At 72.3% G+C, this 13,754-nt stretch carries 11 protein-coding genes; 5 read left to right on the top strand and 6 right to left on the bottom strand.

The annotated features are described in order from the left end of the window. Positions 1-14 precede the first annotated feature (14 nt). Complete coding sequence (locus tag OHV05_RS29270) at positions 15-317, top strand: ferredoxin (RefSeq protein ID WP_403031867.1); 303 nt, start codon at positions 15-17, stop codon at positions 315-317. Positions 318-324: 7 nt separating this feature from the next. On the opposite strand, the gene OHV05_RS29265 is transcribed toward OHV05_RS29270, so the two are convergent. The 3 genes from OHV05_RS29265 to OHV05_RS29255 all read right to left on the bottom strand — a co-directional run bounded on the left by OHV05_RS29265 (position 325) and on the right by OHV05_RS29255 (position 3,594). Continuing rightward, on the bottom strand, positions 325-972 hold the full coding sequence (locus OHV05_RS29265) for a hypothetical protein (protein ID WP_405020348.1): 648 nt from the start codon (positions 970-972) through the stop codon (positions 325-327). Positions 973-1,049: 77 nt separating this feature from the next. After that, positions 1,050-2,012 (bottom strand): tRNA (adenine-N1)-methyltransferase, encoded by a 963-nt coding sequence (locus tag OHV05_RS29260; RefSeq protein WP_405020347.1) that lies wholly within the window; start codon positions 2,010-2,012, stop codon positions 1,050-1,052. Positions 2,013-2,082: 70 nt separating this feature from the next. Then, positions 2,083-3,594, bottom strand: coding sequence for a site-2 protease family protein (locus OHV05_RS29255; RefSeq protein ID WP_405020346.1), 1,512 nt, complete (start codon positions 3,592-3,594; stop codon positions 2,083-2,085). Here OHV05_RS29255 and OHV05_RS29250 point away from each other — a divergent pair. Then, positions 3,477-4,466 carry a RecB family exonuclease gene (locus OHV05_RS29250; RefSeq protein WP_405020345.1) on the top strand — a complete coding sequence of 330 codons (990 nt, stop codon included), beginning with the start codon at positions 3,477-3,479 and terminating at the stop codon, positions 4,464-4,466. The genes OHV05_RS29255 and OHV05_RS29250 overlap by 118 nt on opposite strands. Continuing rightward, positions 4,463-5,134, top strand: coding sequence for a response regulator (locus tag OHV05_RS29245; protein WP_405020344.1), 672 nt, complete (start codon positions 4,463-4,465; stop codon positions 5,132-5,134). Before OHV05_RS29250 ends, OHV05_RS29245 begins: the two co-directional genes overlap by 4 nt. A gap of 64 nt (positions 5,135-5,198) precedes the next feature. Here the strand turns inward: OHV05_RS29245 and OHV05_RS29240 are convergent, their stop codons facing one another. The 3 genes from OHV05_RS29240 to metH form a co-directional block, all read right to left on the bottom strand. Further along, complete coding sequence (locus OHV05_RS29240) at positions 5,199-6,797, bottom strand: ABC transporter substrate-binding protein (RefSeq protein WP_405020343.1); 1,599 nt, start codon at positions 6,795-6,797, stop codon at positions 5,199-5,201. A 332-nt stretch (positions 6,798-7,129) separates the two neighbouring features. Then, a complete protein-coding gene (locus OHV05_RS29235; RefSeq protein ID WP_405020342.1) occupies positions 7,130-7,837 on the bottom strand; it encodes an HAD family hydrolase in 708 nt (235 codons plus the stop codon). 226 nt (positions 7,838-8,063) lie between these two features. Next, positions 8,064-11,600, bottom strand: a complete 3,537-nt coding sequence (metH, locus tag OHV05_RS29230; protein WP_405020341.1) for a methionine synthase — start codon at positions 11,598-11,600, stop codon at positions 8,064-8,066. A gap of 141 nt (positions 11,601-11,741) precedes the next feature. Between metH and OHV05_RS29225 the strand changes: the two genes are divergently transcribed. Both OHV05_RS29225 and OHV05_RS29220 read left to right on the top strand, forming a co-directional pair. Next, on the top strand, positions 11,742-12,776 hold the full coding sequence (locus OHV05_RS29225) for a hypothetical protein (protein ID WP_405020340.1): 1,035 nt from the start codon (positions 11,742-11,744) through the stop codon (positions 12,774-12,776). A gap of 174 nt (positions 12,777-12,950) precedes the next feature. Next, the gene (locus tag OHV05_RS29220) at positions 12,951-13,748 is read left to right on the top strand and encodes a serine/threonine protein kinase (protein WP_405020339.1); all 798 of its coding nucleotides are present in this window, start codon (positions 12,951-12,953) and stop codon (positions 13,746-13,748) included. Positions 13,749-13,754 lie beyond the last annotated feature (6 nt).

Genomic DNA, 13,754 nt, shown 5'->3' with positions numbered 1-13,754 from the left:
AAACGGCAGGGGACATGTCGGTGACCGGTGAGGCCACGGCGGGCGACGCACTGGAGGTCTGGATCGACCAGGACCTGTGCACGGGGGACGGCATCTGCGTGCAGTACGCGCCCGAGGTCTTCGAGTTGGACATCGACGGCCTGGCCTACGTCAAGGGCGACGACGACGAGCTGCGCCAGCAGCCCGGCGACACCGCCCCGGTGCCGCTGACGCTGCTTCAGGACGTGGTGGACTCGGCCAAGGAGTGCCCCGGCGACTGCATCCACGTCCGCCGGGTGGCCGACCGGGTCGAGGTCTACGGCCCGGACGCGGACTGACCCGGCGTCACGCCGTGCCGGCCGGCTCCGTGGCCCTGCTGCGGAGCCAGTCGCCGGCCTGCTGGTGCCAGGACAGCAGCACCGTCAGGTCCGGGGCGTAGCGCGGGACGTCGTCGCTGGAGTAGCCCTTGGCCCGGGCGGTGACGGTGCCGTCGCTGCGCAGCTTGAGCTCGGTGACGGTCAGGCCCTCGGCCGGCAGCACCAGCGTCGCGGCGATCTGCGGGCGGCCGTCCTGACCCGGGGTCAGCAGGTAGACGCCGTCCGGCGGGGTGCCGTTCTCGGCCGCGCAGTGCGCCGCGACCACGGTGCTCGGGCGGCCGTTCAGCACCGCCCCGAAGCTCAGCGCCACCGTGGTGGGGAACGGGCCGCAGTCGAGCGGCAGCAGGGCCCGGGCGGGATCGGGGGCCGCGGCGGCCGGCAGCGCGCTCGGTGCGGCCGGCCTGGTCGGCCGCGCCACGCCCTGGGCCGGGTCGACCGCCAGTGCTCCGGCGATCACCGCGGCGGTCGCCACCGCCACCAGCACCCAGTGCCGCACTCTCGTCCTCGCCCCGGTGACCGGGGCCCCGGTCTGCTGCTCTGTCATCTGCACCGTCTCGACCGCGAGTTCCACCAGGCAGTCCCCTCCCAGGGTGGGGGTGGCATGAGCGTGCATCATTTCACGCCCCGCGCCCGGGAGACCAAGCAGGGGCGCGGATCCTTCCGGCTCCGCGCCCCTGCTGACCGTCGGGGGTGTTACCCGGCTTCCTTGGCCGCCGTGTGCGCGGCCGCGGCGGCCCGCTCGGCCGCGCGCTCGGCGAGCGACTTCTCCGCCGCACCGGGGCCGCTCTCGTAGTCCTCGCCGTAGGAGCCCTTGGCGGGGCGGCGACGACGCAGCGGCGGCTCGACCCCGTCGGCCAGCCGACGGCTGGTCAGCAGGAAGCCGGTGTGGCCGATCATGCGGTGGTCCGGGCGGACGGCGAGACCCTCGACGTGCCAGGTGCGGACCATGGTCTCCCAGGACTGCGGCTCGGTGAAGGTGCCGTGCTCGCGGAGCGCCTCGACGGTGCGCGAGAGCTGCGTGGTGGTGGCCACGTAGCAGCAGAGCAGACCGCCGGGGACGAGCGCCTTGGACGCGACGTCCAGGCACTCCCAGGGGGCCAGCATGTCGAGGATCATCCGGTCCACGTCGGTCTCCACCAGGTTGTCCTGGAGGTCACCGACCGTCAGCTTCCAGGCCGGGTGCGGGCTGCCGAAGTAGCGCTCGACGTTGGCCTTGGCGATGTCGGCGAAGTCCTGCCGGCGCTCGTACGAGGCGAGCAGGCCGGTGTCACCGACGGCGCGCAGCAGGTACGTGGAGAGCGCGCCGGAGCCGACGCCCGCCTCGACCACGCGGGCGCCCGCGAAGATGTCGGCCATCGCCAGGATCTGCCCCGCGTCCTTGGGGTAGATCACGGCGGCCCCGCGGGGCATCGAGAGGACGTAGTCGGGGAGCAGGGGGCGCAGCGCGAGATACGGGACGTTCCCCGTGGTGCGCACGACAGTGCCCTCGGGGGCGCCGATCAGCTCGTCGTGCGGGAACGCACCCTTGTGGGTGTGGAACTGGTTCCCGGCCTGGAGCGTGAACGTGTAGTGGCGGCCCTTGGGGTCGGTCAGCTGGACCTGGTCCCCGACCTGGAAGGGCCCGCGTCGGCGGGTGGCACCGGTCGGTTCGGACATGCGGACAATCCTAAGGGAAACGGAACGCTCCGCCGACCAAGTGATCTTCCGACCGGCACCCGGGGGCCGCTCAGCGCCCGCGGACCGCCGCGTTCAGCCGCCGCTCCAGGTCGGTCAGGGTCAGCACGCCGTACACCGTGCCGTCCGGGCGGAGCACCAGGTACTCGGTGGCCGGGGTGCCGCGCATCGCGGTCAGCAGCTGCTCCCCGGTCAGCTCCAGGCCGAGCCGGAGCCCGGGCTCGAGGTCCCGGGCCAGGCCGCCGACCGCGACCCAGGGGCGGCGTTGCTCGGGGACGGCGTTCACCGCCGCCTCCTTCACCAGGCCGATCGGCTCGCCGTTGCCGTCCACCACCACGACGGCCCCGGCCTGCGCCTCCCTGGCCTGCCGGAGCGCCTCGCCGAGCGGGGTGTCGGCGGTCACCGAGACGCTGCGCCGGGCCAGTTCGGTCAGCCGGAGGGCGGGCAGCGCCTCCTTGAGCCGGGCGTTGCGCAGGGCGCCGCCGGCCCCGTTCCAGATGATCACGGCCAGCACGGCGGCCAGCACGCTGTCGATCAGGCTGTCCGTGGTGGAGCGGTCCAGGCCGGCCCGGGAGGCGGTCCACATCGGCAGTCCGACCAGCACCACCAGGGCCAGCCCCCGGCCGATCCAGGCGGCGGCCACGGTGCCCGTCATCGGGCGGCCGGTGACCGCCCAGACCAGCGCGCGCAGGATCCGGCCGCCGTCCAGCGGCAGGCCGGGCAGCAGGTTGAAGGCGGCCACCACCAGGTTGCTGACGAAGAGTCCGGCCAGCAGCACGCCGGGCACGCTGGACGACTCGACACCCTGGAAGGCCAGGTAGAAGGCGCCGCCGAGGACCAGTGAGAGCAGCGGGCCGACGAAGGCCAGCCAGAACTCCCGGGCCGGGGTGTCGGCCTCCTTCTCGATCTCGGAGACGCCGCCGAAGAAGTGCAGCTGGATCCGGCGCGGGTTGAGCTTGAGCCGCAGCGCCACCACGGTGTGCGCCAGCTCGTGCACCAGCACCGAGGCGTAGAACGCCACCGCGAAGGAGAGCGAGACCAGGTAGCGGGTGCCGCCGAGCTCGGGCAGCACCTCGGTGAGCTGGCCGCCGAAGATCCAGGTGATCAGCGCCGCGATGACGAACCAGGAGGGTGTGACGTAGACGGGCACGCCGAACGGACGCCCCATCAGGATCCCGCCGGGCCGTTCCTGCCGCCCGCTGGTCTCACTCACCGTGGCCCCTTTGTCCGTTGCTGCCGTGTCCGACCGCTGTCGCGGTCGGTCCCGCGACCCTGGCCGCCACGCTACGTGATCTCCCCGTGGATCGGCCGACCGCCCCGTCCGTGGTTCCCTACCCGTCCAACGCTCGGGCGAGTGCCGTCGTTGCCGAGGCGAGACCCGGGCTGTGTCGGGCGTGACAGTGGGCTGACGGCGGGATGACCGCGCGGGGCAATAGGGTCGGGGGTATGCACCAGACCGACAGCGCCCCCGCCGAGGCTGTCCCGACCGACGCCGAGGCCGGGGGGCAGGCCCCTGCGGGAGTCCCTGCTCCCCGAACCCCCCGGCCGCCGACCGGGCTGTCACCGAGCCGGGCGGGCGACTTCATGACCTGCCCGCTGCTCTACCGGCTGCGGGTGATCGACCGGCTGCCGGAGCCGCCGAGCGCGGCCGCGACCCGTGGCACCGTGGTGCACGCGGTGCTCGAGCGGCTCTTCGACAGCCCGGCCGCCGAGCGCACCCCGGAGCGGGCCCTCGGCCTGCTCCGGCCGCAGTGGGAGCGGCTGCTCGGTGAGCGGCCCGAGCTCTCCGGCCTGTTCCCCGAGGACCCGGACGGCGCGGCGCTGGCCCGCTGGCTGGGTGACGCGGAGAAGCTGATCGACCGTTGGTTCCGGCTGGAGGACCCGACCAGGCTGCACCCGGTGGAGCGCGAGCTCTACGTGGAGACGGTGCTCGGTTCGGGCCTGCTGCTGCGCGGCTACATCGACCGGGTCGACGTCGCGCCGAGCGGTGAGGTCAGGCTGGTCGACTACAAGACCGGCCGGGCGCCCTCGCGCGACTTCGAGGGCAAGGCGATGTTCCAGATGAAGTTCTACGCCCTGGTGGTCTGGCGGTGGAAGGGCGTGCTGCCCAAGCGCCTCCAGCTGGTCTACCTGGGCGGCGGCGGGGACGTGGTCAGCTACGACCCGGACGAGGCCGACCTGCTGGCGGTGGAGCGGAAGCTCACGGCGCTCTGGGAGACCATCGGCCAGGCGGTCGCCACCGGCGACTTCCCGGCCACCCGGAACCGGCTCTGCGACTGGTGCGACCATCAGAGCAGCTGCCCCGAGTTCGGGGGCACTCCCCCGCCGTACCCGCTGCCGGTGCAACGGGCGGCCGAGCCGAACGAAGACGGGCGCGGCGACGAACGCGCAGACGACGGTCCCGTGACGGGACAGACGGGCAAGGAGTCCGAGTGACGATCCGAGTGCTGCTGGTCGACGACCAGCCGCTGCTGCGTACCGGTTTCCGGATGATCCTGGAGGCCGAGGCCGACCTGGTGGTGGTCGGCGAGGCCGGGGACGGGCAGCAGGCGCTTGAGCAGGTCCGGGCGCTCCAGCCGGACGTGGTGCTGATGGACATCCGGATGCCCCGGATGGACGGGGTGGAGGCCACCCGGCGGATCGCCGGGCCCGGCCGGGACGGCCCGGCCAAGGTGCTGGTGCTGACCACCTTCGACCTGGACGAGTACGTGGTCGAGGCGCTCCGGGCCGGGGCCAGCGGCTTCCTGCTCAAGGACGTGCCGGCCGAGGAGCTGGTGCAGGCGATCCGGGTGGTCGCGGACGGCGCGGCGATGCTGGCCCCGTCCATCACCCGCCGGCTGCTGGACATGTACGCCACCAAGCTGCCCTCCGGCGACGAGACGCCGCCGCAGGCGCTCACCGCGCTGACGGAGCGTGAGCTGGAGGTGCTCAAGCTGGTCGCCCGCGGGCTCTCCAACGCGGAGGTCGCGAGCGAGCTGTACGTCAGCGAGACCACCGTGAAGACCCACGTCGGGCACGTGCTGACCAAGCTCCAGCTGCGGGACCGGGTGCAGGCCGCGGTCTACGCGTACGAGAGCGGGCTGGTCCGACCGGGCGCGCAGTAGCCGCACCAGCGCGAAAGGGCCCATCCCCGAGGGGATGGGCCCTTTCGCGCGTGGTGACGGAACGTCACTTCTTGGCGGCGCGGCCGATCTCCCAGAACCGGAACACGCCGGTGGTGTCCACCGTGCCGTCCACCCCGGTGATGTCGGTGCCCGAGGCGTAGAACGCCTTGTTCTGGAACAGCGGCACCAGCGGGGCGGCCTCGGCCACCATGTTCTGCATCTGCGCGTACGCGCCACCGGCGGTGCGGTCGGTCTGCTTGATGCTCTCCGGCACCAGCTTCTGGCTGATCCGCGGGTCGTCCCAACCGCTGTGGAAGGCGCCGCCGTCGACCACCAGCGGGGTGACGAAGTTGTCCGCGTCCGCGTAGTCCGGGGTCCAACCGACCACGTACGCCTGGTACTTGCCGTCGGTCCAGCCCTGCTGGTAGGCGGTCCAGTCCGGCTCCTGCTGGACCGTCACCTGGAACAGCCCGCTGGCGTCCAGCTGCTTCTTCAGCTCCTTGGCCTCCGCCTCACCGGCGCGGGCCCGGGACCAGGTCAGGCTGAGCTTGACCGGGGTGGCCACCTTGCCGGCGGTGAGCAGCTTCTTCGCCTTGGCCACGTCCGGCTCGCCGTAGTGGTCGAAGTAGGCGGTGTTGTGCCCGTTGATCCCGGCCGGGACGATCGAGTAGAGCGGCTGCACGGTGCGCGCGTACACGTCGCGGGCCAGCACCTTGCGGTCCACCAGCTGCGCCACCGCCTGGCGGACGGCCGGGTTGCCGGTCAGCGCGTCCTTGGTGTTGAACACCAGGTAGCGGGCCTCGGCGCTCTCCCCCTCGGCCACCTTGATCTTGCCGGTGCCGGCCAGCTGGTCGTCCTTCAGCTTGGCGGCGGTGTCCGGGTCCAGACCGTTGTCGGCCAGGTCGATGTCGCCCTGCTCCAGCGCGCTCTTGAGCTGGGCGGGCTCGTCGAAGTAGCGCAGCACGAACTTGTTGTTCTGTAGCTTGGCGTCGCCGTGGTACTCGCCGTTGGCGGTGAGCGAGATCTTGCTCGGAGCGCCGTCGCCCTTGGCCTCGATCGAGTCGATCTTGTACGGGCCTGAGCCGACCAGCTTGTCGTTGGCGAGCAGCGCGTCGGCCGGGAAGACCTGGTGGTCGACGATCGAGCCGGCCGCCGAGGCGAGCTTGGCCGGCAGCACCGCGTCCGGGGTGTTCAGCTGGATGGTCACCTCGCTGCCCTTGGCCTCGACCGACTTGACGGTCGACAGCAGGTTGGAGGGGCCGTTCTCGTCGTTGATCTTCTGCATCCGCTGGATCGAGAAGACCACGTCCTCGGCGGTCAGCGGGTGACCGTTGGAGAACTTCAGGCCACCGCGCATGACGCACTTGTAGACCGTGGCGTCGGCCCCGGTGAAGGCACAGGACTCGGCGGCGTCGGGCAGCGGGCTGGTGGCCCCGGCGGGGAACTTCAGCAGCGACTGGAAGGTGTTGTTGAGGACCAGCCAGGAACCGGCGTCGTACGCGCCGGCCGGATCCAGCACCTTGGTGACGTTGGACGTCCCCATCGTGATGGCGCCCTTGTCGTCACCGCCGGTGACCACCTTCTTGGCCGAGGCGCAGCCCGCGGCGGTGGTGGCGACCAGGGTGGCGCATGCCAGCACGGCCAGTCGGTTGGCTGAAGTCATGCGCAAACACGTTCCTTCTGCGGGCTGACCGGCTGTGGAACCGGTGGCTGCCGTCGGGCGCCCGCGCGGGTGTGGCGGACGTCTGTGGTCGGATCTGATCGGATGTAGCGTGCCATATCGAACACACGCGGATATCACCGGTCGAAACGCCCCACGCCGTGGTGACGGAGCGTCAGCAGCCGTGAAGGTGACGAGTTGTCAGTCAATGCCCGTTTTCTCCCGAACCGACCGCTGCCCGCCGTCTCCGGTCGGTGACGGCGGGCAGCGGTCGCGAGAGCAAGGTCACACCGAATCGTGACCTTCCGGTGCGGGCGGACCGAGGTGGAACGGTCTTAGACCCGGGCGGCCACCACCGCGCGCAGCAGCTCCAGGTCGAGCTGCTCCAGCGAGCGCAGCACGGTGCGGCCGGGGCCGGGCTCGATCGGGGCCACCGAGGGCACCGCGATCACCGGGCAGCCGGCCGCCAGGCCCGCCTGCACCCCGGTCGGGGCGTCCTCGACCACCACGCAGCGGCCGGGCTCGGCGCCGAACCGGGCCACCGCGGCCAGGTACGGGTCGGGGTGCGGCTTGGTGCGGGCCACCTCGTCGCCCGCGACCGAGAAGGCGAAGTGGTGCCGCCCCAGGCTGTCCAGCACGATGTCGATGATGTGCCGGTGCGAGGCGGACACCAGCGCGGCCGGGATGCCGTGTGCGGCAAGCGTGTTGAGCAGGCGCTCGGCCCCGGGCATCAGCGGGACGCCACCGGCCAGCAGGTCGACGAAGCGCTGGTTGATCAGCACCGTCAGCTCGGCCTGGCTGAGCCCGACGCCCGTGGTCGCGATCAGGTAGTCCAGCACCCGGCTCATCGGGCCGCCGACCACGTGCGCGCGGTCCGCCTCGTTCAGCTGGTATCCCAGCTCGGCGAAGAGCGAGACCTCCGACTGCCACCAGAAGTCCTCGGTGTCGACCAGGGTGCCGTCCATGTCCAGCAGCACGGCCTGGAGGCCGTCGCCGTCCACCTGGTCGAGCCTCTGGGTGGTGGCGGTGGAGATGGTGGTCATGGTGGGCGTCCTTCCGTCCGGCCGTCCCCGGGGATGACACAGGCCGACCCGCTGGTGAGCGGACCGGCCCGTTCAGGGTGATCCAGGATACGCCCCGCTCCCTGGTTCGGAGCGAACGGAGCGCGGCCTTTCGGTTACCCGCTGTTGAAGAGGCGCGGGCGGGCCGGGGCGGGCGCGGGGGTGGCCGCCCACCCTGGCGGCCGGCCCCGGCGCCCGCCCGGCGCCGTCAGCGCGCGTTGAAGTACTTCGCCTCGGGGTGGTGGATCACGATCGCGTCGGTGGACTGCTCCGGGTGCAGCTGGAACTCCTCGGAGAGCACCACGCCGATCCGCTCCGGCTGCAGCAGCTCGGCGATCTTGGCCCGGTCCTCCAGCTCCGGGCAGGCGCCGTAGCCGAGCGAGAAGCGGGCGCCGCGGTACTTCAGCGCGAACATGTCCTTGACGTCCTGCGGGTCCTCGTCGCCGAAGCCCAGCTCGAACCGGACCCGGGCGTGCCAGAACTCGGCCAGCGCCTCGGCGAGTTGGACCGACAGGCCGTGCAGCTCCAGGTAGTCCCGGTAGGCGTCGGCGGCGAACAGCTCGTTGGCCGCCTCGGAGATCCGGTTGCCCATGGTGACCACCTGCAGGCCGAGCACGTCCTTCTGGCCGCTCTCCTCCGGACGGAAGAAGTCGGCCAGGCAGAGGCGGCGGCCACGGCGCTGGCGGGGGAAGGTGAACCTGGTCCGCTCGGAGCCGTCCTGGTTGTAGACCAGCAGGTCGTCGCCCTTGGAGGCGGCCGGGTAGTAGCCGTAGACCACGGCGGCCTCCAGCCAGCCCTCGGTCTGCAGGCGGTCCAACCACATCCGCAGCCGGGGGCGCCCCTCGGTCTCCACCAGCTCCTCGTAGGACGGACCGCCGGTGCGCGCCGCCTTCAGGCCCCACTGACCCTTGAACAGCGCGTCCTCGTCCAGCCAGGAGGAGTAGTCGGCGAACGGGATGCCCTTGACGATCCGGTCGCCCCAGAACGGCGGCGCGGGCACCCGGTTGTCCACCGAGACGTCGGAGCGGATCTGCCCGAGGTTGACCTCCTCGACCTCCTCCACCTCGACCCGGGCGTGCCGGCGCTGCTTGAGCTCCGGCAGCACCGCGCCGGGGACGCCGCGCTTGACCGCGATCAGCGCGTCCATCAGGCGCAGGCCCTCGAACGCGTCCCGGGCGTAGCGGACCTCGCCCTCGTAGATCTCGTGCAGGTCCTGCTCGACGTAGGCCCGGGTGAGGGCGGCACCACCGAGGATGACCGGGTAGTCGGCGGCGAGCTGACGCTGGTTCAGCTCCTGGAGGTTCTCCTTCATGATCACGGTGGACTTCACCAGCAGGCCGGACATCCCGATCACGTCGGCCCGGTGCTCCTGGGCGGCGTCCAGGATCGCCGAGACCGGCTGCTTGATGCCGAGGTTGACGACCGTGTAGCCGTTGTTGGACAGGATGATGTCGACCAGGTTCTTGCCGATGTCGTGGACGTCGCCCTTGACGGTGGCCAGCACGATGGTGCCCTTGCCCTCGTCGTCGGACTTCTCCATGTGCGGCTCCAGGTGCGCCACCGCGGTCTTCATCACCTCGGCGGACTGCAGCACGAACGGCAGCTGCATCTGGCCGGAGCCGAACAGCTCGCCGACCACCTTCATCCCCGCCAGCAGGGTGGAGTTGACGATCTCCAGCGCCGGACGCTCCGCCAGCGCCTCGTCCAGGTCGGCTTCCAGACCCTTGCGCTCGCCGTCGATGATCCGCCGCTGCAGTCGCTCCTCCAGCGGCAGCGCCGCCAGCTCCTCGGCCTTGGAGGCGGCGGAGCTGGCCATGCTGACGCCCTCGAAGAGCTGGAGCAGCTTCTGCAGCGGGTCGTAGCTCTCCTCGGTGTCGGTGGCCGGGCGGCGGCGGTCGTAGACCAGGTCGAGCGCGACCGCGCGCTGCTCGTCCGGGATCCGGGCCATCGGGAGGATCTTGGAGGCGTGCACGATCGCCGAGTCGAGACCGGCCTCGACGCACTCGTTCAGGAACACCGAGTTGATGACCTGTCGGGCGGCCGGGCTGAGGCCGAAGGAGATGTTGGACAGGCCCAGGGTGGTCTGCACGTCGGGGTGACGGCGCTTCAGCTCCCGGATCGCCTCGATGGTCTCGATGCCGTCCCGGCGGGACTCCTCCTGACCGGTGCCCAGGGTGAAGGCCAGGCAGTCCACCAGGATCGAGCCCTCGTCCACCCCGTACTCGGTGGTGAGCTGGGTGATCAGGCGCTCGGCGATGGCGACCTTGGCGTCGGCGGTGCGGGCCTGGCCCTCCTCGTCGATGGTCAGCGCGATCAGGCCGGCGCCGTGCTCCCGGGCCAGGCTCGCGATCCGGCCGAACCGGGTGTCCGGGCCGTCGCCGTCCTCGTAGTTGACCGAGTTGAGCACCGCGCGGCCGCCGAGTGCCTCCAGGCCGGCCCGCAGCACCTCCGGCTCGGTGGAGTCCAGCACGATCGGCAGGGTGGAGGCGGTGGCCAGCCGGCCCGCGATCTCCTTCATGTCCGCGACGCCGTCGCGGCCGACGTAGTCCACGCACAGGTCGAGCAGGTGGGAGCCGTCCCGGATCTGCTCCCGGGCGATCTCCACGCAGGCCTGCCAGTCGCCGGCCAGCATCGAGTCGCGGAACTTCTTCGAGCCGTTGGCGTTGGTGCGCTCGCCGATCGCCAGGTAGGAGGTGTCCTGACGGAACGTCACCGGCTGGTAGAGCGAGGCGGCGGCCGGCTCCGGACGCGGGTCGCGGGCGGTCACCGGACGGCCCTGCACCCGCTCGACCACCGCGCGCAGGTGCTCGGGGGTGGTGCCGCAGCAGCCGCCGACCAGCGACAGGCCGTACTCGCGGGTGAAGGTGTCGTGCGCGTCGGCCAGCTCGACCGGGCTGAGCGGGTAGTGCGCGCCGTCCTTGGCGAGCACCGGGAGGCCCGCGTTCGGCATGCAGGACAGGCCGATCTTCGCGTTCTTGGCCAGGTAGCGCAGGTGCTCGCTCATCTCGGCCGGGCCGGTCGCGCAGTTCAGGCCGATGTAGTCGACGCCGAGCGGCTCCAGCGCGGTGAGCGCGGCGCCGATCTCCGAGCCGAGCAGCATGGTGCCGGTGGTCTCCACCGTCACCTGGACCAGCACCGGCAGGTCGAGACCGGCCTCGGCCAGCGCGCGCTTGGAGCCGAGGATGGCGGCCTTGGTCTGCAGCAGGTCCTGGCTGGTCTCCACCAGCAGCGCGTCGGCGCCGCCCGCGATCAGACCGGCGGCGTTCTTCTGGAAGCCGTCCCGGAGCAGCTCGTACGGGGCGTGGCCGAGCGTCGGCAGCTTGGTGCCGGGGCCGATCGAGCCGAGCACCCAGCGGATCCGACCGTCCTGCGCGGTGAAGGTGTCGGCGGCCTCGCGGGCCACCCGGGCACCGGCCTCGGAGAGCTCGTGCACCCGCTCCGGGATGTCGTACTCGGCCAGTGCCGCGTGGTTGGCGCCGAAGGTGTTGGTCTCCACGCAGTCCACACCGACCGCGAAGTAGGCGTCGTGCACGGCGCGCACGATGTCCGGGCGGGTCAGGTTCAGCACCTCGTTGCAGCCCTCGAGCTGCTCGAAGTCCTCCATCGACGGGTCCTGCGCCTGGAGCATGGTGCCCATCGCGCCGTCGGCCACCACCACCCGGGTGGCGAGGGCTTCGCGCAGCGCGTTCGCGCGGTCCTGCGCGGCGGCGATGGTGAGTGCGGATGCGGGGACGGCTGTGGCCATGGGGCTACTCCCTGGGTGCGACGGCTGTCGGCTATGCGTCCCGTCCGTGTACGGGACGCACGCGGTCAGGGTAACGGGCCGAACGCCCAGGTCGGGAACCCGTTTCGCATCCTGAGCGTCTTCCGCCCACAGGGAGGACAGATGATCAAGCGGATCGGCCGGATCTGGCGGGGCTGGTCGCGGTGGCGGCGGGCCGGGGTGAGCGGCCTGTTCGCCCTGCTGCTGGCGCTGCTCCCGGTGGCCGGGGCCGCCCTCGCGCTGGGCCGGCAGTACTCCGGCGACCCCTCCGACCAGGCCAGGACCAGGGGCCGGGACGCGCTCTGGCTGGGGCACGCCTGGGTGGACGGACGGAAGGGGGAGGCGGACGTCGCCGCGTTGACGCGGCTGCTGGCCGGGACGGGCGTGCGCGACCTGTACGTGCACACCGGGCCGCTGGAGCACGACGGCTCGCTGCCCACGGACCGCTACCCGAGGGCCCGTCAGTTCCTCGCCGAGGTGCACCGGGAACTGCCCGGGCTGCGGGTGCAGGCCTGGCTCGGCGACGTGGTGCGGCCGGAGAAGGACGGCCTGGAGCTGGCGGACCGCACCGTCCGCGACCGGATCACCGCGGCGAGCGGACAGGTGCTGGATCTCGGCTTCGACGGGGTGCACTACGACCTGGAGCCGATCCGCTCCGGCTCGGCCGGCTTCCTGGCCCTGCTCGACCAGGCGCACGCGCTGACCGCCGCGCGGGGCGTGCCGCTCTCGGTGGCGACCCCGCAGATCGACCCGCTGCCGGGCCTGCACGCGCTCTCCGCCACGGTCTTCGACCACGGCAAGTGGTGGTCGCAGGCGTACTTCGCCGAGGTGGCCCGGCGGGTCGAGCAGGTGGCGGTGATGTCGTACGACACGGGGATGCCCGTGCGGTCGCTGTACGGCGGGTACGTGGCGCAGCAGACCACGCTGGCGCTGGAGGTGACACCGCCTCAGGTGGACCTGCTGATGGGGCTGCCCGCCTACCAGGACGACACCTTCGGGCACCGGGGCTCGGCCGAGACGGTGGCCGCCGCCGTCCGGGGTGCCCGGCTCGGGCTCGACCGGACGGCGCCGGGGCGGCCGAACTTCGGCCTGGCGCTGTACGTCGACTTCACCGCGACCCCGGCGGACTGGGCGGCCTACCGGGCCGGTTGGAGCTGACGCCGGGGCCGGCCGGGCCATCGGTGGTGGCGGCGGTGGCGGCGGGGTGACTTCGACCGGCGGTGATCCGGCCCGGCTCGGCCGAACGGCGGCCACTCGTACGGATGGTGACCGGCCGACGACGGAGCGTCTAGCATGGTTCGCGCACGACCGCCGCCGGCCGGAGGAGCCCCGATGGACACCGTCATCGTCCAACTGCCGCCGCGCCGGGGCGAGGCACCCGGTGAGCGGCCCCGGCTGCTCCGGATGGGGCCCGGTGAGCAGGCGGACTTCGGCCGGGGCGCGCCGGACTGTCCGGTCGCCATCGAGCTGGCCGACCAGGGGGTCTCCCGCCGGGCGGGCGAGGTGACGGCGGCCGAGGACTACTGGCGGCTGTCCAACTTCAGCTCCAGCGCGACCTACGTGGTGGAGAACCTGGAGGGGGCCGGCGAGCACGTCAAGGTGGCCCCCGGGCGGCTGGGCGCACCGGTGCCGTTCGAGTTCGCCCGGGTGGTGCTGCCGTCGGTCGACGGGCCGAGCGACTTCAAGGTCTTCGCGCCGCAGCACGCCTACCTGGACGGGCTGCCGGACCACAAGGGCGGTGACCTCACGGTGAGCCCGTTCGCGCTGGATCCGACGGCCAAGTACTTCCTGGTCCTGCTGGCGCTCTGCGAACCCCGGCTGCGCGACCCCTCGGCCGCCGCCGTGCCGGGGGTGAACGACGTGCTGGAGCGGTTGCGCCGGCTCCCGGGCTGCCGGACGCTGACCCGATCCGCCGTCAACTACCACATCGACTACCTGGCCGACACCAAGCTCCGGCTGCGGGAGTGCGAGGACGGCGGGCGGACCGGCCGCAAGCGGGAGGAGCTGGTCTCGCTGGCCCTGCGCTTCGACCTGGTCCGCGAGGAGCACCTCGCGCTGCTGCCCGCACTGCTGCCCGCGCCGGTCGTCGCGCCGAGGCCGTCGCCCGCCCCGGCTCCGCGCGGGTGCTGAGCCCCG

This window comes from Kitasatospora sp. NBC_00070 (genome assembly GCF_045041205.1).
In the GTDB taxonomy this organism is placed as follows: Bacteria; Actinomycetota; Actinomycetes; order Streptomycetales; family Streptomycetaceae; genus Kitasatospora.
This window is presented reverse-complemented; position numbering and strand designations above follow the sequence as displayed.

Bases quoted from the DNA above. Each gene is read 5' to 3' on its own strand.
- OHV05_RS29270 (WP_403031867.1), top strand. From the start codon at position 15: ATGTCGGTGACCGGTGAGGCCACGGCGGGCGACGCACTGGAGGTCTGG.
- OHV05_RS29265 (WP_405020348.1), bottom strand. From the start codon at position 972: ATGATGCACGCTCATGCCACCCCCACCCTGGGAGGGGACTGCCTGGTG.
- OHV05_RS29260 (WP_405020347.1), bottom strand. From the start codon at position 2,012: ATGTCCGAACCGACCGGTGCCACCCGCCGACGCGGGCCCTTCCAGGTC.
- OHV05_RS29250 (WP_405020345.1), top strand. From the start codon at position 3,477: ATGCACCAGACCGACAGCGCCCCCGCCGAGGCTGTCCCGACCGACGCC.
- OHV05_RS29240 (WP_405020343.1), bottom strand. From the start codon at position 6,797: ATGACTTCAGCCAACCGACTGGCCGTGCTGGCATGCGCCACCCTGGTC.
- OHV05_RS29235 (WP_405020342.1), bottom strand. From the start codon at position 7,837: ATGACCACCATCTCCACCGCCACCACCCAGAGGCTCGACCAGGTGGAC.
- metH (WP_405020341.1), bottom strand. From the start codon at position 11,600: ATGGCCACAGCCGTCCCCGCATCCGCACTCACCATCGCCGCCGCGCAG.
- OHV05_RS29225 (WP_405020340.1), top strand. From the start codon at position 11,742: ATGATCAAGCGGATCGGCCGGATCTGGCGGGGCTGGTCGCGGTGGCGG.
- OHV05_RS29220 (WP_405020339.1), top strand. From the start codon at position 12,951: ATGGACACCGTCATCGTCCAACTGCCGCCGCGCCGGGGCGAGGCACCC.